This window comes from Acetobacter garciniae (genome assembly GCF_017377735.1).
Lineage (GTDB): Bacteria > Pseudomonadota > Alphaproteobacteria > Acetobacterales > Acetobacteraceae > Acetobacter > Acetobacter garciniae.
Genome location: NZ_JAFVMH010000003.1, coordinates 26,191 through 45,844, shown reverse-complemented (window position 1 = coordinate 45,844; position 19,654 = coordinate 26,191). Strand labels below are relative to the sequence as shown.

Sequence of the window (19,654 nt, the reverse complement as noted above, 5' to 3'; positions counted from 1 at the left end):
GCCGGGCCAACGCGATACTCCGCATCGCGAATAGAAGGCGTCGGCTACGCCGTCGCTGCTGTTTGTCTGTCTTGTTCCGTGGCTCTTTAACCCCTACTCCGGCGTCTTATAGACGGCCTACGGCGCTCCCGCGCTGCGCTCGCCCGGAGCCAGATAAGACACCGGAACCGGGCACCTTCATATGGCTCACGGCGCAGGGAGTGGACCGCAGAACCATCGTTTCCATGTGCCCAACCTCGCACATCGGAAGCATGCCGACCAAGCGGTAATCGTCACATATTGAACGTGCAAAGACACGAATGTTCATGCACCAGGAAAGCGAAACCCGTGCAGATTGACAGACAGAACAGACAGATAATAAGCGCACATTCGGGAGTGAAAAAACAACACCCTTCCTACATGGATTTTGCGCGCCGACCATCACACGGAACGCTGTTCGGGAGTCAGTTTTCCCGCATTCGACAAACACAAAAACAAGCACAAAATGACGTGGTCTTTTGCATCCCAAAAGCAGCCCGATGCGCAGTTTTTCGGCCCGCGATCCGGTCGATTTCCGCCCAGAGCGTGAAAGAGCATATTCCAGCGCTCCCGGTCGCAGGATCATGCTATCCTGGCGCAATCTTTTCGGGATGGTTTCTGGCATTCGGCAGACAGAACGAAGCAGAGAAAGAGGAAGGCAAGATAAAACGACCTGCCACGTCGGGCGACGAGGCGCGGTCGCGCCTTGTCTTTCTGTGTGCAGGTCGGGTCGGTCGTGTGCAGGGTTTTCGGTTCTGGCGCAGTTTTCTGCTTCTCTGATCCGCACAGAGGCTATTTTTAGCACAAAACGTCTTTCCCTGATCATCCTTCCATACGGAGAGCAACATAACCCCCTTCGACCAGACGCAGCCCTTCCGCCGTCCAGTCTCTGGCGGACCGTCGCCAGCCATGATCGATCCATTCATGATTGGAAAGTGTCAGCGCCTGTGAGTTGATCAAACGGGCCGCGATCTGGCGCTTACCAAAACCTGCCCTGTCCATATCGAACGCATGCAGACAGCGGATCAGATGCAGGGACCGGAACGGCGTGATGACCGGCGGAATACGGTGAGGAATACTGAACCCGAGATACCGAAACATGAAGCGTCCCGCCTCGTAATAACGGCTCCTGAACAGGGGATCGAGCGGGATAGCCACCGCCGGACGTTTCATGACGTCAGGATTATCCATCAGGAAGGAGAACGTCCCGAAGGGACCAGCCACGGTCACGCCGCGACCGGCATCATCTTCATGATCCAGCAGAACACGCCCCAGGGCTTCGAAATTCAGCGACAGGAAGTCGGAAAAGCCGCGCGGGGCCTCTGTCAGGCTGATTATGCGGGTTGTGTCTTCCCTGCGCCAGATAACAGGCTTGCGGGTGATGGGGATGTCAGGATCGTGGACAAAACTGCAACCTCCAACGGTCACGGAAAGCCGCCCACAGGAGAGAGGGATTGTCGCTCGCCCCTGCCCGCAGGCCGGTATCGCGGTAGTCATCGCCATAGCGGGACCAGCGGCGCATGAAGGCCCCCGCAAGGGCGGAGGCTGACAGGGTTCTGAGGATGGCCAGATCGGCCTCGGAATGCCAGATGTCCAGTGGCATGGGAGACGTCCCTTATCGGCTGGGGAGCCACCGACCGGGCGCGACAAGACATGCCGCGCCTTTCAGGTGGCCCCGCGTTACTGTCTAAATTGGGTTCTCACGTTGAAAGTGTGACCTCACGGGTCTGGCAGGGGCGTCCGTTACAAAGTATTGGAATTTCAGCTAGAAATCGCGTGAGTTGGGGGAAGAAAATTTCACCAGTTGTAGGTCAGATTCCCATAAAATCGCCGACCCTGCCCGACATAACAAAACAATGTTCCACAGCTTGTTACGTAATACTTGTTCGTAAGATTTGATACTGCTAGCTGCGCCTTCAAACCTTTCAAAGCAGGAAACACCTGACCAAGATCGTAATGAGTTCCGATGTCAAATAAAATATATGACGGGACCTTAAATGATTCGACGTTCGTTGCGTACGAATATCCTATATACCTCAAACCCCAATTAATCCCGAGACCTTTGGCTAATCCTGAAGGAATGGTATAATCAGCAAATATAGAAAACATATTCCGTGGCATTTGAGGAACTACCTTGCCTTCTTCAGAAACAGCATTGCCATACGTGGATCCGGTCAATGGATCGGTACGTTTTGCTGTCACATTAGTATTAGCGAAACGCATGTCCGTATACGTGTACGATGCAACGACCCTAAAATCTCGCGTAATATTTGCATTTGCCGCAACCTCAAAACCTTGAGATCTTACTTTACCAACGTCAGTGCTAAACCCTGAATGTTCAAGATCGCTAATAAGATAATGATTTTCGTTAATATGAAATGCGGCTGCCGTTAAAAGAACATCTCTGTTAGGGATTTTATATTTTAATCCGGCCTCAAGCTGGTTTCCCGTCAATGGAGAAAATGGCTGTCCTAAATAATTTGTTGATCCTGCTTGCGGAACAAAGGATGTTGAATAACTAAAATAAGGCGCCAGTCCGAATTTTGTATTATATGTCAAACCAGCTCTCCACGTGAAGGCATGCTGAGGCTCTGGCACATCTGAAGCGTCTGACTTTATTAGTGTATTGCTTGAATTGTTCGTGCTGACTGAATATCTATCACTTTTATAGTTAACCCAATCTTCTCGCCCACCCAGAAGAACCGAGAATCCCTTCCATTTAATTTGATCCTGAAAATAGACACCTTCTTGAAAATACGAGTAAGGCCCCATACTTCCTCGAACCTTACAAGCAGTCGAATAAAGATCTAAGCAAGGTATAGCATCCGTTGATGGATTATAAATACTCTGGGTGTATGTTGCAGTTCGGTCATACAACGCATTTTGTAGGTATGAGACTTTCCTAAAATCGGATCCCACAACCCACGTATGATTGACTGGACCCGTGGAAAAATTTCCATAAATACGGGAATCCAAGCCTATTGTTTCTGCACGCCCCTGAATAGACCACGGCACAATTGCTACTTCATTTGAATTTATAAACTCACTTGTATAAGTGTCTTTTTTATTACTTTCCGAATTTTCATACCTGAATGTCTGCGAAAAGGAGATATATTTACTAAATTCATGCTTGAATAAATATTCAAACATCGCTTCTCTGGAGCCATTTTGATTCCAGCTTTTATAACCTGTAAACGTATTTTTTGGAATACGTGGGCACTCACTACTCTGGATTAAAGTTCCACACGTCGGATATTGCATGTAATTTGTCCCATTTCCGGGTGTGTACATATACATCCCAAGTAACGTAAGAGATGTCTTCGGATCAATATCCCATGTAAGAGAAGGTAGAACGCCGACACGATGGTATCCAATCTGATCGACCTGTGTCCCTGATGTTACTCCAATGGCAGCGATACGATAACGCAGATTACCGCTTTTTGTGATTTTATCACTTACGTCAGCCGTCGCTTCGTAACGCCCCCAACTACCAAAACCCACAGACACCTGATGAAGAGGCGTCTCCGTAGGTTTTTTAAGGCTAATACCTATCATACCACCAGGGTTAGTCTGGCCATACATCACAGACGCGGGTCCATTTACGGCTTCAATCCGCTCAATAAAGGCAGTTTCTCCTGCACTGGCACTGTTAAGCGCCAAACCATCTACAAACGATGTTGTGCTAAACCCTCGTTGCATGATGCCATCAGCGCCCCCTAAAATGCCGCTGCCATTACTGTAATTGCCTAAACTTTCCGAATAGACACCCGGCGTGTAACGTAATGCTTCAGCCACATTCTGGGGCTGTTGGTCACTCATCAACTGTTTTGTAATCACATATATAGAATTAGGTATTTCGGTGATCGGAGTGTCTGTTTTAGTACCCGACATCGTTGTCGTGGCAACGTACCCTACACCAGGCCCGGTAGGGTCTTGATGCGCGACCGTCCCACCTACGCGCACAGGACCGAGGGTTATAGTGGCTGCGCTGGAAGCGGGAACAATTTGAAAACCGCTCCCCCCAACTACCCGGTAGCTGAGCCCGCTACCTGACAAAATGTGAGAAAGCGCCGCGGAAGGCGTAAATTGCCCACGCAACTCCGACGACATTTTACCTGCAAGAACAGGCGTCTGAGAACTCAAAGGGACATGCGCCTGTGTGCTAAATGCTACGAGAGCACTCGATAACTTACCCGCTGGAATATCAAAATTAACGGCCTGAGCCGATACGGCGGCTGATGTGGCTGGCGCGGAAACACTTGTCTGGGCATTCGCCTTTGCCATCATAACGGCTGTTAAAGCCGTTGTGGCCCCCAAGAGAAACATAGAGGCGGTAAAAGGCCTTCTGAGGCTGGGGGAAGGTTCCATCGGCACTACGCTTTCCATCATATAGTTTGCATGGAGTGCAATTCATTCGCATTCCAATCTTCTAATTATGAAGATGCACGACAGCCCGGTTTGGTAACTCGCTTAGCGATTTTTTTACGACAAGATGCGACAGAAAACCCTTATCTCTTTGATAAAATTGGCTTTATTTTTTGATATTTTTTCATGCCGAGCGATCTAGCTCAGTGGTCTGTCACCAGCCCCAGCCAAGGAGTGAAGAACCGAACTTTCCCCCCGTATGTTGTAACGAGCAACCTGAGAGAAGCCTCAGGCTGCCGCAGGTCATAAGTACCAGTCACCCGCTGGTCAGCCAGCTTTTGCCCGGTGACGACAATTTTTGCCGTTGTCCATGGACGTAATGCGGCGATAACATCACTCACGGCTTCATCGTCGGTGATTAATGTCCCACCACGCCAAGCCCCGATTGCCTCTATCGCGGACATACCCGCAACAGGCTGGCCATTCGAAACCCTGACCCATTCTCCCGCATGTAAATCACGATCTACCGCAGGAACGCGCAGCGAAGCGACATGCACCGCCCCTTGTCGCACGGCAACGACTGTCGTCGTTGCGTCTGTCCGCACGTCAAACACCGTACCAATGTCAGTAGCGATAAAATCATCGGCAAAAACACGAAACGGTCGACTTTCATCATGTCGAACTTCGAACAGGGCTTCTCCCTGCAACAAACGGACATGACGCTCCGTTCCAGCCATTTCGATCTTGATGGCTGAACGTGGAGCCAGCGTGATATGGCTCCCATCGGTCAGGAGAACATCTTTCGTCATTCCGACCGGCGTATACTGGTCCGCTCTGAGGCGAAGCAGTAGATCAGGCGTCGCCAGAAGAGCAACACCACACGCCAGGGCAACACTCGCACCCGCCACGGGCCACAGAAGACGATGTAACCAACCGCCCTCTATCTGACGCCCGAACCTGATCTTCTTAACAGGAGTTGCCTCCCACATCGTCTGCGGCGCGTCAGTAAGCATGACGCTTGTCTTATTGATATTTGCCCATGCCTGCTCATGAGCAGGGTCTTCGGCAAGCCATTCGCGAAATCTGGCATTTAACTCTTCGTCGTCTGGGTCATCTCTCAGGAAGAGAAGCCAATCGACCGCAGCTTGCCGGGGCGTCCGCTGCTCAGTCATCGAACGCAGCCCTCCCCGCGAACAATATGGTCGAACATACGTTCCGGCGAATACGGCACGGAACGAAAGGTCCATACATTAGAGATGTACGGAGAGTAGCGTTTTTCAGCACTATTTGAAGAGGCACGAGGAATCTACAGCCCTTCCTCGCGAATGCGATCACAGATCGCAACACCATCGGCAATCAACCGATGAACCAGCGCATGGGAAACGCCCAGATGAGCAGCAATCTCCCGCAGCTTCATTCCCTTGAAATGATACATCATGAGAGCATCCCGCTGCCGCTCTGGCATGAGGTTTATTGCGTCAAAAACGCGCCGCATAACCTCCCGAGCAGCAACGGAGGCCTCTGGAGAAGCGGTTTGATCTTCCACGTTAAGGGTGACGATATCAAAATCCGTCTCGACAAGTCCCGCCTTTGAAACACGGCGGCCTCGGGTCAAAAGTAGATTGCGAACAATCGTACGAAGGTAATGTAAGGGCGAAGCGATGCGTTCGACTTGCTGGCGGCTAAAAAGCAACCAGGCATCCTGAACGATATCTTCTGCGAGTGTCTTATCCCCGCAAAGTCGGTTTGCGTAGGATAACAGGTTCTCACGATGAGCTTCGTATAGCTGCCAAGACGTGCGCTGCGCCTTCAAGGCGAAATACCTCCAGAAGCTCCCCTACCCTCGCCAAAATTAACTTGAGAGTCCTTCTCAGTTGAATGACATAGGAAAGTTTGATTCGCAACTGGGAATGGGATCGCCCCAAGCCAACGTGTTCACTCTCATAAAGGCATGGCCCGCTGCCATAGGCCCGATAGGGCTAACGGCAGCGGGTTCTACACGTCTATGATGAGGGATTTATGATGGAAGTGGTTGCGGGGGCAGGATTTGAACCTGCGGCCTTCAGGTTATGAGTTTGTAGGCAAGAGCTACGCCCTGCCACGAAACTCCCCGATGCATCCCGAAGAACCACTACTATCCCATTATTTTAATTGAATAAGTTGTTCATTTTGGTTCTTCTGTCTACGCTTACTCACACTGACGTTTCAGTCCCATTTGCATCCTATACGCATCCTGTGGAGGCAGCCATGCCCCGGATATCAAAGCGCATAATCGCCACCCTCCAGCCTGCTGAGAAGGACTACATCGTCTGGGACGATCAAGTCGCCGGCTTCGCCTTGCGGGTCTGGCCTTCAGGCCGAATGAGCTACGTGGTCCATTATCGAGCCAATGGCCGGTTCCGACGTTATACGATTGGCCATCATGGTCCCTGGACGGCAGACAAAGCACGCGACGAAGCGATCAAAATCCTCGCCCGCGTGAAAGACGGCAACGATCCAAACACAGAACGCGACGAAGAGCGGGCTTCTCCCACCGTCAGCCAGTTCTGTAAGATTTTCATTGAACGGCATGTGAAGACGCATCTGAAACAAACCACACAAGGCGAATATCAACGCGCGATTGACCTGTTCATTACGAAAAAAATTGGCAGCCGGAAGCTAGCCTCTGTCACTCATTCTGATATCGTTACATTTCACCATACCTACCGGCATATCCCATATCAGGCGAACCGAACGCTGGGGGTACTGTCGAAAATGTTCTCTCTGGCAATCCTATGGGGTGTGCGGACAGACAACGTCAATCCATGCAGGGGCGTGAAACGCTATAAGGAGCAGAAGCGCGAGCGCTACCTCACAACAGAAGAACATCAGCGTCTCGGCAAAGCACTCGACGACGCCCGTTCCGCGATGCCGGAAGCCGTCAATGCGTTTCAACTCCTGCTTTTAACAGGTTGCCGCCTTCGGGAAATTCAACGTCTGAAATGGGAATATGTTTTTCTGGACGAAGGGGTAATCAGACTACCCGACAGCAAAAATGGCGCTCGAACCGTTCAGTTGGGCGAGAGTGCAGTAGGCCTGCTGAAGAGCATTCCCATGATCGCGGGCAATCCGTATGTCATCACTGGACGGAAGGACGGTGGTCATCTGACCGATCTGGAGAAGCCGTGGCGACGCATCCGAAAGGAAGCCGGGCTAGTGGACGTCCGCATTCACGATCTTCGTCATTCCTTCGCATCCGATGCGCTTGAACTCGGCGAAGATCTGATCATGATCGGGAAACTGCTGGGCCATCGCGATCTCAAATCGACTGCACGTTATGCTCACCTCAAGAAAGAACCAATCCAGCGTGCAGTCAAAGAGATCGATCTGAAAATTTTTACGGCACTTGTTTCAGGAGACAGCAAGAGCAACGTCTGAACACGTGGAGGGTTCGAAAAACCCCCTGGTATTGAGGTCTGCTCTGTGATTCCATTTCCCCTTAGTTGATTGGAGTATGGATCATGAAGCAGGCGGGATTTTTTGACGTTGAAGAGCGGCTTGCTCGGTTGAGCGGGCTTGGTGATCAGCTCGAAGCATTTTCCCGGACTGTGGATTTTGAAGTCTTCCGCCCTGACCTGGAGAAGGCTCTGGCGTATTCTGACGGAAGCAAAGGCGGACGACCGCCATTTGATCCGGTGCTGATGTTCAAGATCCTGGTGATCCAGACGCTCAACAATTTGTCTGATGAGCGGACGGAATATCTGATCAACGATCGCCTCTCCTTTATGCGTTTCCTTGGTCTGGGACTTTCAGATCGGGTGCCGGATGCCAAAACGGTCTGGCTGTATCAAAAGCGTCTGACCCAGGCGGGTGCGATCGATGGGCTGTTCAACCGCTTTGATGCGACCCTGCGTAACGCCGGGTATTTACCGATGTCAGGCCAGATCCTGGATGCCACGCTGGTAGCGGCTCCGAAGCAGCGGAACACCAATGCAGAGAAAGCCGATCTTCGGGAAGGACGTATTCCTGAAGACTGGCAGGACAAACCCGCAAAGCTGTCGCACAAGGATCGTCATGCGCGCTGGACACTGAAGTTCACGAAGGCGAAGCGGCAGGATGATGGAGCCATGCCCTCCAGCGATCTCGCCATCCCGTTCTTTGGCTATAAATCGCATGTTTCCATCGATCGGAAATACCGGTTCATCCGGAAATGGAAAACAACGCATGCCGCCGCCAGTGATGGCGCGCGATTGAGAGAGGGGCTGCTGGATAAAACCAATACGGCCTCAACGGTCTGGGCTGACACGGCCTATCGCTCAAAAGCGAATGAGGACTTCATGGAGGAGCAGGGCTTTGTCTCGAAAGTTCACAGGAAAAAGCCGCATCTCAAGCCTATGCCCAGGCATCTCCAGAAATCCAACGCCGGAAAGTCCGTGATCCGATCACGCGTCGAGCATGTCTTTGCTGACCAGAAATCGCAAATGGGTCTGTTCGTCCGAACTGTCGGTATCACCCGGGCCACCATGAGGATCGGCCTGGCCAATATCGTCTATAATATGCGCCGCTTCCTCTTCCTGGAGCGGATCAGCGCGAATGCATAGCAATCCAGCGGGGGCAGCACTCGATCTGCTTAAAACGCAGATCGAAAACCAACCCAAAAGTAGTCAATCAAATCGCCAAAAACCTGAAATCAACAGCCAAGCGTATCAATCAAGGGTTCTTCGATCCCTCCACATTCCTCAGGCAGAGATTATAAAATCGACTGCCGCCAAGCCAAAATGGGCTCTTCAAGCATCCTGGTAGGAATGCCTGCCATGTGTGTGCAATATCGGGTTGACAGGCTCGCAACCACAATGGATTTTATAAAAAGTCTACCGTGACAGGAGCATATGTTTTCAAAAGATGGCCCATGCCATACATCCTGCGCCCCGCTCTTCATTGAGCCGTTGGTTTCTGGTCGCGTTCACGCTCATGGGCTTTCTGGGGCAACTCCTGATCCAGAGTCAGGCAATGCCGGGAGAAATGCCTCGTGCTACCATCCTGCGCCTGACAGGCATTGATATCGCTCCACATGTTTATCACACGCCAGATAAGCACTCCGTCTGTGCGGATATGCCTGGCATGACAATGGACAATGTGACGCAGGCTGTGTCAGCCGACAATGAGGGCGACCACGACCACATGTCCGGGCATCCTTCTCATCACGATGGAAGCTGTCCGTTATGCCCTCTCCTGCACCTGCCAGTATTCCTGTTCACAGCTCTCGTTATCTTGCTGGCACTGGCGTTTATTCGTTGGCAACGCCACGTCAACATCGTTAACCCCCGTGCTCCACCTGTCATCACACTTGGTGTTCCTTTCTCCTGTGGCCCCCCTGTGTCTGCGGTCTTCTAGCGCCCGCAGGCCGTTTAAGCTGTCATTCATCGACCGTACGCGTTCACTTAACGCATAGTGCGTCGCTGACGTCATAAACTAATGACGAAAAAGACAATGACCGTCCTGCTGGCTGAACGATATTCTCAGCTCAGGATCAGCTTCCATGTCTTCGACACATGTTTGCGCACACACGTTCCACCGCGCGCACTTACTTTCTGCCGCCGCAATTTTTCTTATCCCGTCCTTCGCGGCGCATGCCAATGAACTGCCCGGAAAAGAGCGTGAGAATGCCGCATCAACCAGGCAGGCGGCGATTAAAAAAACTCCGGAACAGTCATCGCGAAACACGTCAAAACAACTTGGTGCTCATGTAAGAACAGGAGCCGCCATCCCCATATCCAGTAACGCAGCTGAGCGGCTCGTTGTCACAGCTACGCGAACGCCACAGCGGATCCAGGATGTTCCCGCCTCGGTCAGCCTGATAACCCGTCAGGATATTGAAAGACGTATGTCTTCAACGCTCGCTGATGTCATCAATCGTTTACCTGACGCTGATATGGCAGGCGGAGCACGGACCGAAGGCCAGATCCCTGAAATTCGAGGCTTCAACGGAAGAGACATTATCCTCTTGGTCGATGGCGCACGCCGCAATGCGGACAATGGTTTTGCCGGCTTCCAGACACCGCTCTATATCGATCCAGCATTCGTGCAGTCTGTCGAAGTCGTAATGGGGGCCGCATCAACTCTTTACGGCAGCGGCTCCATGGGAGGCGTCATGTCAATCAAGACGCTCGAAGCCAAAGATCTCCTCGCGCCTGGCCGAAAATGGGGTGCAGAGTTAGACGGCGGTTATCAGAGTGCAAATGAAAATGCCAAAGGTGCTGCCAAAGTGTATGGAAAATGGGGAAAGTTCGACGGACTGCTGGCGTATGCAGGACAGTCATTCGGGCCGATTTCTCTAGGCGGAGGACAAAAATTATCTCCGAACAACGGTACGAGCAATAGCGCACTCTTAAAACTGGGCTACGACATTACAGACCGGATCAGAGTCGATTTCGGGCAGAGTTTTTATTATATTGAAAATTATCGTCCAGCCAACGCACAAGCACAAAAATTTACCGTTTATAATTCGTCAACAAAGACATATATTCCTTATTATCGACAAACCGGAACCAGGCAAGACGACTCAAATATTCACCTAACCACTAAGGACTCTGACGGAAAAGAAGATGGAAGACTGACGCTCTATAGATCAAAAATGACGTCATGGTACGGTCCTTTTATTAAGACATCAATAGTGGGCGAGACGCAAACACTGGAAACTTATGGGGCTGATATTCAAAAAATATTCAGGGAAAATTTTGGCTATCTTGGTTCACATATGTTTGTAGTTGGAGCAAATTACTATCGAGACATCAATCATACTCTTCAAAAAAACGGGCAAGGAGGAGGAACTATCCCCGACGGGCAACAGCAAGTTTACGGATTCTACGGATCAGATGAGATTAAACTTCCGTACGGCATCGTACTAACGCCAAGCCTTCGTTACGATCGCTACAATACCTTTGGGTCTGGCTCGTCCACCAGCACTAGCGGTGCAATTCTACCCAAAATTACCTTAGCATGGCATCCAAATCGAAATTGGATGGTCTATCTTAGTTGGGGAAAAAATTACCGCGCCCCAACAATTCAAGAAACAAATATGAACTATGCCATAACGCCAAATAGTTATTATTTTCTTCCAAATAATAACTTAAGACCAGAAAGCGCTCGTACATACGAAGGTGGATTTAGTTATAATAAAAGTGGATTGTTCTCACGCAAGGATCATGCATTGGTGCGTGCTACAGGCTTCTACGAAGATGCTACGAACCTTATTCAGCTATCTGTGGTCGGACATCACTGGAGCCCACTCTACAAAACAAACGAGATAAACTATCAATATACGAACATTCAACACGCCACCCGCTATGGAATTGAACTTCGCGCAACCTACAATATAGAGAACATCAATCTTGGCGTAAGTTACAGCCACCTCCGTGTGAGAGATGCAAACACCGGAGCCAACCTTCTGGCTCAACCAGATAAAGTAGCAGCAGATGCGAGTTACACTTTTCCAAAAATTGGGTTGACCGCCACGTATAACCTCACCGCTGTAGAAGCCCAAGACTATGACTCTACGATAGCACGCAGAAGACCAGGCTATATGTTGCATGACATTCTTTTTGACTGGCAAATGCCAGGCAAGCCGTGGCGCGTAAATTTTGCCGTCACCAATCTGACCAATAAGACATATTATATGTACAAATCTATCGCCAGCAATAATGACGTACCTGAAATTGGACGAAGCTTCAGGTTCAATATTTCATATAAGTTTTAAATTTGCGTTTTTACTTTGTTTACTTGAACAATATATGTTATTATACTTTGCCGATACATCGATGTGATGATCGGCAATTTCAAAGACAAGGAGTCTATCAATGAAAATCACCATTCTTTCTCGTCGCGAGATCAAGGTCTCAACAATGGCCGGTTCGATCTGCGGTCCGGGTACGGTCTGTGGTGGTTATAACTGAACCATAGGGGGTGCGCGCCATGCGCGCACCCTTTCCTATTCTAATTAAGGGAGACCATCATGCGCATCGGTTTTAATTTTACCAGAAGCGAAGTTCTGCCAATTGCAAACAAATTACTAAATGATGGTCATATAGATTACTACGAAATTCTTATAGATAACTTTCTTCATCTAGATCCGCACGAGCTACTGGCAACTGTCAAATGTCCAGTTTCTTTCCACATTATGCGCTCCAGATTTTTAGAAAATGATAGAGAATCTCTGAGCCAGATGGCTGAACAAATTCGCTATCATGCACATATTCTAAAGCCTATATACATTTCTGACCACCTTGCGTCTTTTTCGTGCAATGGCCAAAATCTCTCATTCCTTTCCGAGATAGACTACAGGAACAGAAAAGTTTTAATTGAGAAAGCATCGTGGTGGCAGGAGCAAATTGGTGAGAAATTATTTCTAGAAAATTTTCCGTCTATATTAGATGGTGGATTTGAAGCGCCCGAATTCTTTTCTGATCTGCGAAGGGAAGTCGGGACAGGGCTATTGTTTGATATATCGAACGCTGTCTGTTCCGAGATAAATTGTGGCGCCTCCACGGAAAGCTGGATCAGCGAAGCAAACGAAACACGGCATTTTCATGTAGGAAGTTACGAGCCGTCGGTAAGTGATCCGAATGTAATGATCGACACACACGGCACCGAGATTTCTGTGGAAACACTGAGTTTTCTCTCCGACCTGAGATCAAGGCTTTGCCATTCAGAAACGACTATCACGTACGAACGAGATCGTAATGTTGAATATGACAGTATTGTTCAAGATATCACAAGAATACGACAACAACTTACATTGCAGAAGAACGCTGTTAAATGACTTCTGACCATAATTTAGAGCGTGATTGCGATGTTATCAGCAGCATGACGCGCCCTTCACGAGAAAGAGATTTCAATCTTTCTCACCGCCAACAGGTAAGGATAAATATAGCGTTACGAGGAACGTGGCACGCGATATTCGATCCCTGCCCTTCTTTACAGGAAATAGATGACGAAAATAACGGCGTCATATTCAGGCCGTTTATGGAATGGGCCTATGAGCACCGCGATCCCTTGGATTGGACCCTTCACTTGTCAGTCTATGACTGGCTTGCTCAATCTCCATTGGCCGGGAAATTAACAAAACAGGTCTGCCGTGAAGTGCGTGCTGTTGCTGCTGCCCAATGGGCGGCCCTCGACCGCTCGTCCTTTCTGGGGATTGCGATAGCACATAGCTCCGATCCGACATGGACTGTCGCATTCAAGGCACGGAACGTCCACCTAGTAAGGAGCATCGAAGAAATAAATATCGGCTCGCCACCGTCCCCACCAGAGAACGGATTCGGATACTTTCTAATTCCGTCATGGGATTTGGAAACATTTCCAGGGTGGACGTTGCTGAATAACGCCGCATCGCAGAATTGAGACGTATAAGTCGCGTTTTGGACCGTTATCGGGAGATGGTAATGAAATCGTTGATGATGTTTAGAGCGTTGTTCGCTAGCGCTTTGATAACGGGGGTGTCGTCAAACACCTATGCGGCGCCAAAACTCGGGCACCTGACGTTCCAAGCTGTATTCGGCGATCAGCCGATAAGCTGCACCCGCACGCTTTCGCCGGTCGGCACGCAGGGCGACACGGTCCGGGTCAACGATCTACGCTTTTACATCCACGATGTGGCGCTACTCACAAAGGACGGTCGTGCGGTGCCGGTCAAGCCAGGGCCGTCAGGCCTCTGGCAGCGTGACGGGATCGCGCTGATCGACCTGATTGATCGCAATATTCCATGCAGCGATACGGCTCCGTCGCCGAACTCGACTATCAGTTTTGTCTGGCCGCAAGGCCATTTCGCCGGCCTGCGCTTCACCGTTGGGCTACCTATGGCCGCCAATCACGGCGATCCTACGATTGCACAGCCACCGCTGAACATGACGAGCATGTTTTGGACCTGGCAGTCAGGATATCGTTTTTTTACACTTGATATCATGATGATTCCGAAGCCTGGCGACAAAGCGCGACCCCATGGCTTCCCTGTCCACATCGGTAGCACCGGCTGTGAGTCCGCCAGTCCGGTCGAGGCGCCGAAGGGCGCGTGCACGGCCCCGAACCTCGTCACGGTCACGCTGCCGGAGTTCAATCCGGCGCATCAGACCGTGAAGCTCGACATAAGTCGACTGCTCGCTCTGAGTAATGTCAGCACCAACCAGATTAATAGTGCGCCAGGTTGCATGTCTGGACCGGACGACAAGGATTGCGCAGGTGTATTCCGTGAGTTCGGCCTGCCATTCGGATCAGAGACCTCCCCACCCGCTCAGTCGGTATTTCGGGGTCGATAGGATGCGCACGTTTATTCGCAAAGTTCTCCAGATGGCCCTTATGGGTGGGGGCGCGCTGCTTCTATCGGCCGCAGCCCAGCCCGCGACGTGGCATTGGGATATCCCTTCCTGGGCGCCTGCGCCAGTCGTCCCGTCCGACAATCCGATGACGGCGGAGAAGGTCGCACTGGGGCGGCGGCTGTTTTACGACAAGCGGCTATCGGAGAACGGGACGCTTGCCTGCGCGTCGTGCCATCTCCAGAATCTGGGCTTCGCCTCTGGTGTCCCGACGCATGTAGGCGCGCATGGCGAGCCAGGACTACGCACACCGATGCCGCTAGCGAACGTAGCCTATCTGCCGAGCTATACCTGGGCCAATCCACAACTCACCACGCTGGAGAAACAGATGCTGATCCCGATGTTCGGCGACCAACCGGTCGAGCTGGGCATGGGCGGCCAGGAAAAAGCTCTGTTCGCTAGGCTCTCGGGTGATCCCTGCTATACGCACCTGTTTCGCATCGCCTTTCCCGAGGCGAAGGGCGCGATCACACTTTCCACAGTCACGAAGGCGATTGCATCCTTCGAGCGCACACTGCTGTCCTTCGACAGCCCCTACGACCACTCGCTGCATGGCGACAAGACGGCGCTGTCCCCGGCCGCGCAACGGGGCGAGGCGCTGTTCTTCGGCGAGAAGCTGGAATGTTCACATTGCCATAACGGCCTGAACCTGACCGACAATATCCGCTCCGCGAACATGCCTTTCCCGGAAACAGGTTTTCACAATACCGGCTTGTATAACGAGGACAGCAAGGGGGCCTATCCTGCCAGTGATCACGGATTGCGGACTGTGACGGGCAATGCCGACGATGAGGGGAAATTCCGCACGGAAAGCCTGCGTAACGTCGCCCTGACGGGTCCCTATATGCATGATGGCTCCATCGCCACGCTGCACGACGTGCTGGCAGCACATTACTCGAAGGGAGGTCGGTCGGCGACAGGGCCACACGGAGAGAACCCGTTACGCGACCAGTTCATCGAGCCGTTCGAAATCAGCGAGGCGGAGATCGCGGACGTGATCGCCTTCCTGAACTCCCTAACGGATCAGAGCTTCCTCACTAACCCGGCGTTCTCAGATCCGGGAAAGACCTGCCCTTTGGCTCTGCCCTCAGCCTCTCCCTCTGGTAAAGGCGCACAATGATGACTTCGCGACTAGTGTACGGCTTATCGCATCTTAGCAACTCCGCCATGTCATCAGGCGTCGATATGGTATCTGGATCTGGTGTCTTCGTCTTCGATTCTTCGGGTAAAGACTATATCGACGCGGTGTCGGCACTGTTTTGTGCCACGCTCGGCTTTCATAATGAACGCCTGATCGAAGCCGCCACACGCCAGATGCGAGAGCTGCCAGTCTATCCCACCGCGCTAAACCGGACGGTCCCTGTCGTCCACGCGCTTTCGGACGCGCTCAGCGCGGCAGCGCCGATACCGGACGCTCACGTTCTTTTCGCCACAACCGGATCGGAAGCAATCGAAACTCTCATTAAAACAACGTGGTACATCAATAAACAACGAAATCCAAAACGGCATAAAATAATCACGCGTCGGGGGAGCTATCATGGATCGACGATATTTGCCACGAGACTTGGCGGGATCGAAAGCATTATCAATTCATTCGATCTGACGGGTGACGATATTCTGTATGCTGCGCAACCGCGCTGGCCACGCGACGCGTTGGCTGGAGAAACAGAAGAAGATTATGCACATCGCCTGGCGCGGGAACTGGCAGAACTGATAGATCACACGGGTGCCGAAAATATCGCGGCCTTCCTCTGCGAGCCAGTCTCGATTGCTGGCGGCATGTACCCAGCGCCGAAAGGATATTTTGAAGCAATACGCAATGTCTTGTCGATGCGCGATATTCCTCTTTATTTCGATGAAATCGTGACGGGCTTCGGTCGAACCGGAAAGATGTGGGGAAGCCAGACCGTCAACCAGACGCCCGACTGCCTCGTCGCATCGAAGGGGCTTTCAGCGGCCTATCAACCGATTTCGGCGGTCGTCATGAATGATGATTTTCACTCCGCATTGGTGGACTGCTCGATTATGCACCATGGGTTTCATCATGGCGGCACATATCACGCACATCCTGTTGCCGCTGCCGTCGCCCTTGAAACGCTAAAAATCTACGAGGATGAAAGAATAGTAGATCATGTGCAGGATATTTCGGAACATTGGATAAAGATGATTTCGAAACTTGCGGCACACGAGCTGGTCCGATCCACACGGACAATCGGATTATTAAGCGCGATTGAAGTCGGATTTTGTAGCTACAGGGAGCTTGATTTCCGAAATGATGAGAAGACAGACATAAAACGGTCAGTTGTGAAAGCGTGTATGGAACACGGCGTGCTGATAAGAATCTCATACGACAGCATAATTTTAGCACCTCCTCTCATTATTTCTAAAAAAGACATTGATGAGCTTGAGCAACGCATGACGAAAGCTTTCAATACTATTCTGTTTTCAACAGCATAGCTGCGTCGAAGGTATCCCTTTCGTTGGTCAATAAGAGACTTTTTTCTCTGAAAATATTTGTCTTTCTGCTGTAATTCACACCAAGCAAGGAAAGTAAACATGACTTCTATCCGTAAAATCGTTGCCTCTATGTGTCTCGCAGGGAACTTCGTTCTGCAGATGGGGGACCCTGCCTATGCACATGCCCACCTGAACGCCGAAATACCCGCTGCGGATAGCACGGGAACGGCACCGCAGAGCCTGACGCTAGGCTTTACTGAAGCAGTAGTTGTCAAGCTCACCGGCGTCGTTGTCACTGGCCCCAAGGGTAATGTTATAGAAACAGGAAACGTTGCCCTGTCGGATGACGGCAAGACTCTGACGGTCCCGCTCAAAATTGAGCTCGTGCCTGGACGGTATTCCGTAACCTGGCACGCCCTTGCCGTCGATGGACACAAGACTCATGGCGTCTATGGGTTCACAGTTACTAACCGATGACACCGGATGCTTTCCTGATCCTATGTCGCGCCGCACGAGACAGCCTGGCGCTCTTTCTTACAGGTAGCCTGCTTTTTGCAGGGTGGCTGGCTCCGCGCGACCTCGGAATCGCACTCTCTGCCCGCCTGAGAAAGTTTTGGGCATGGGGGAGCGTTTTTACGACAGTAATAGTCATTGCAACACTGCCAGCCGAAGTCTCCGAGGTCGGAGATGGGTGGCAGGATGCCTTCTCGCCGACTTTAAGCAAAGCCGTGCTTGTTGACACCACCATTGGACAGGCGTGGATCATTCAGGCCGTAGCTGGTGTCTGTCTTCTACTTCTAACTTGGCGTAAATGCGGCGCGCTCCTGTCGGTCATACCCGCATGCTTGCTTCTGACGGCGACAGCTCTGACAGGTCACGTGCGCATGATCGGTATGGGCGCGATGTTCTTCCAGGCCGTGCATTTGCTTGCAGGTGGTTTCTGGTGCGGGGGCCTCATCCCCGTTGCCATGCTTGTCAGTGATACACGAAAAAAGAAGTGGGATCTCTCCATGCAAATGGCGTTAGCACGGTATTCGGCTGCGGGACATATCGCGGTGCCTTTGGTCCTACTTACCGGTTCTGGACTGGGCCTGAACATCCTGGGCGGATGGCCGAAGCATTTCACTGTCTATTCTACACTACTCATTCTCAAGCTGGGATTAACGAGCGGTATGGTCTGTATCGCCTGCGTCAACCGATATGTTTACGTAAGAAATCTACGACAGAAGAGAAACATTACGGCAAGCCTTAAATATCTTCAACGCGGAACAATAGCCGAAATTGCATTTTCTGCTGCTATTATTGCAATTGTTGCCGTTGCTGGGCGAATGGACCCGACAACCTTATCTCTACCTACAAACTAGAGCCATGTCGACATAGCTATATATGCAAATGAATCGAATGGGAGCTTAATTATGGAGTATCATATTTATTCCAATATTTCCTTATATTTTTTAGGTATCAATGAATCATATTCTCGCATTCTACAACACTCACACTACAAAATATCTAATTTTAATTTGTATGTGAGGGCAGAAATAAAATGGTAAGACACCCTCCTCTTGATCTACGGGAACTGCAATGCGTGTGCGCAATTGCTCTTCAAGGAAGTATCCATGGCGCGGCGCGCGCTCTAAATTCCAAACAGTCCGCAGTCAGTCGTTCACTTCGACTACTTGAGGAGCGCGTCGGAATTCAGCTTTTCCGCAGGACATCATCTGGCACAACGCCTACGCCAGTCGGCGAAGCATTCCTCCGACAGGCTGAGGCTCTGCTGCACGACACAAATACTCTTTATGAATATACTCGGAGATGCGCCTTTGGCGAAAGCGTTATCGTATCAATAGGAATACAAAGCAATATACCGCCAGGACGAGTATCGGACTTCATCGAACCTTATAGAATTCTTCACCCCGGTATCTCTTTTATATATCGTGACGCATCCCACAGAGATGTAATTTCGGCGCTTTTCGACGGTATCGTTGATTTAGTAATTATAACCCTTCCACTGAACGAACCTGGCGCAGCTACCTTACCACTGTGGAGCGATCGAATTGTCGCTGTGACACCGACACACCATCCTCTTGCCTCATCTGTAACAACGTGTTGGAGCGATTTACAGGAAGCAACTTTTGTCTTCGGCAATGATGATACAGGAGAGGACATGCATACACTGTTAAAACGCAAAGCGAGCATTGCTGGCTTTCTGCCAACAGTGCGTAGGGAAGAAATCAGAAGTCTGCGGACGATCGCTCTCGTTATAAACGGGCATGGTATTACGCTTATGCCGACTGGCTGGCTCGCGTTTTTTCCAGATACGATCCTTGAGCAGGTAACTGTGCTGGAAGTGCGCGACGGCGACGGTTTTTCACATCTTGATTACGGCATTGGATGGCGTGATAGAAATTCGTCGACCGTCGTACATAAAATACTTTCTTTCTTGAGAAAGAAGAATATTGAATAGA

General features: G+C 50.9%; 19 protein-coding genes. 14 read left to right on the top strand and 5 right to left on the bottom strand.

The features are described from left to right. Positions 1-327: 327 nt before the first annotated feature. Positions 328-798 (top strand): hypothetical protein, encoded by a 471-nt coding sequence (locus J2D77_RS07885; RefSeq protein ID WP_207845743.1) that lies wholly within the window; start codon positions 328-330, stop codon positions 796-798. Positions 799-840: 42 nt separating this feature from the next. Here the strand turns inward: J2D77_RS07885 and J2D77_RS17520 are convergent, their stop codons facing one another. The 5 genes from J2D77_RS17520 to J2D77_RS07860 form a co-directional block, all read right to left on the bottom strand. After that, positions 841-1,446, bottom strand: coding sequence for a DUF2285 domain-containing protein (locus J2D77_RS17520; protein ID WP_207845742.1), 606 nt, complete (start codon positions 1,444-1,446; stop codon positions 841-843). Continuing rightward, positions 1,409-1,621 (bottom strand): transcriptional regulator domain-containing protein, encoded by a 213-nt coding sequence (locus J2D77_RS07875; RefSeq protein ID WP_207845741.1) that lies wholly within the window; start codon positions 1,619-1,621, stop codon positions 1,409-1,411. The genes J2D77_RS17520 and J2D77_RS07875 overlap by 38 nt, the downstream gene beginning before the upstream one ends. 194 nt (positions 1,622-1,815) lie before the next feature. Then, a complete protein-coding gene (locus tag J2D77_RS07870) occupies positions 1,816-4,386 on the bottom strand; it encodes a TonB-dependent siderophore receptor (protein WP_207845740.1) in 2,571 nt (856 codons plus the stop codon). 200 nt (positions 4,387-4,586) lie between these two features. After that, positions 4,587-5,555, bottom strand: a complete 969-nt coding sequence (locus J2D77_RS07865) for a FecR family protein (protein WP_207845739.1) — start codon at positions 5,553-5,555, stop codon at positions 4,587-4,589. Positions 5,556-5,689: 134 nt separating this feature from the next. Continuing rightward, the gene (locus J2D77_RS07860; protein WP_207845738.1) at positions 5,690-6,196 is read right to left on the bottom strand and encodes an RNA polymerase sigma factor; all 507 of its coding nucleotides are present in this window, start codon (positions 6,194-6,196) and stop codon (positions 5,690-5,692) included. Between the two features lie 434 nt (positions 6,197-6,630). Here J2D77_RS07860 and J2D77_RS07855 point away from each other — a divergent pair, with 434 nt between their 5' ends. The 13 genes from J2D77_RS07855 (at position 6,631) to J2D77_RS07795 (ending at position 19,653) form a co-directional block, all read left to right on the top strand. After that, entirely contained in the window at positions 6,631-7,800 is a 1,170-nt protein-coding gene (locus J2D77_RS07855; protein ID WP_078527213.1) for a site-specific integrase, read from the top strand. An 80-nt stretch (positions 7,801-7,880) separates the two neighbouring features. Beyond that, positions 7,881-8,963 carry an IS5 family transposase gene (locus J2D77_RS07850; RefSeq protein WP_167370262.1) on the top strand — a complete coding sequence of 361 codons (1,083 nt, stop codon included), beginning with the start codon at positions 7,881-7,883 and terminating at the stop codon, positions 8,961-8,963. 301 nt (positions 8,964-9,264) lie between these two features. Beyond that, positions 9,265-9,756, top strand: coding sequence for a DUF2946 family protein (locus J2D77_RS17260; protein WP_078527209.1), 492 nt, complete (start codon positions 9,265-9,267; stop codon positions 9,754-9,756). 145 nt (positions 9,757-9,901) lie between these two features. Further along, positions 9,902-12,118: a TonB-dependent receptor domain-containing protein gene (locus J2D77_RS07840; protein ID WP_110571425.1), complete on the top strand. Its 2,217-nt coding sequence runs from the start codon at positions 9,902-9,904 to the stop codon at positions 12,116-12,118. A 100-nt stretch (positions 12,119-12,218) separates the two neighbouring features. Further along, positions 12,219-12,314 (top strand): methanobactin, encoded by a 96-nt coding sequence (gene mbnA / locus J2D77_RS07835; protein ID WP_120357830.1) that lies wholly within the window; start codon positions 12,219-12,221, stop codon positions 12,312-12,314. Positions 12,315-12,373: 59 nt separating this feature from the next. After that, a complete protein-coding gene (gene mbnB, locus J2D77_RS07830) occupies positions 12,374-13,180 on the top strand; it encodes a methanobactin biosynthesis protein MbnB (RefSeq protein ID WP_078527205.1) in 807 nt (268 codons plus the stop codon). Continuing rightward, positions 13,177-13,764, top strand: coding sequence for a methanobactin biosynthesis protein MbnC (mbnC, locus tag J2D77_RS07825; RefSeq protein ID WP_124297930.1), 588 nt, complete (start codon positions 13,177-13,179; stop codon positions 13,762-13,764). Before mbnB ends, mbnC begins: the two co-directional genes overlap by 4 nt. Before the next feature lie 41 nt (positions 13,765-13,805). After that, positions 13,806-14,675 carry an MbnP family copper-binding protein gene (locus tag J2D77_RS07820; protein WP_230975647.1) on the top strand — a complete coding sequence of 290 codons (870 nt, stop codon included), beginning with the start codon at positions 13,806-13,808 and terminating at the stop codon, positions 14,673-14,675. A gap of 1 nt (position 14,676) precedes the next feature. Further along, complete coding sequence (locus tag J2D77_RS07815; protein WP_230975646.1) at positions 14,677-15,852, top strand: methanobactin export MATE transporter MbnM; 1,176 nt, start codon at positions 14,677-14,679, stop codon at positions 15,850-15,852. A 47-nt stretch (positions 15,853-15,899) separates the two neighbouring features. Beyond that, positions 15,900-17,189, top strand: coding sequence for an aminotransferase class III-fold pyridoxal phosphate-dependent enzyme (locus J2D77_RS07810; protein ID WP_230975645.1), 1,290 nt, complete (start codon positions 15,900-15,902; stop codon positions 17,187-17,189). 99 nt (positions 17,190-17,288) lie between these two features. Continuing rightward, complete coding sequence (gene copC / locus J2D77_RS07805) at positions 17,289-17,666, top strand: copper homeostasis periplasmic binding protein CopC (RefSeq protein ID WP_078527201.1); 378 nt, start codon at positions 17,289-17,291, stop codon at positions 17,664-17,666. Next, entirely contained in the window at positions 17,663-18,553 is an 891-nt protein-coding gene (locus tag J2D77_RS07800; RefSeq protein WP_078527199.1) for a CopD family protein, read from the top strand. Before copC ends, J2D77_RS07800 begins: the two co-directional genes overlap by 4 nt. Before the next feature lie 179 nt (positions 18,554-18,732). Further along, complete coding sequence (locus J2D77_RS07795) at positions 18,733-19,653, top strand: LysR family transcriptional regulator (protein ID WP_078527197.1); 921 nt, start codon at positions 18,733-18,735, stop codon at positions 19,651-19,653. Position 19,654 lies beyond the last annotated feature (1 nt).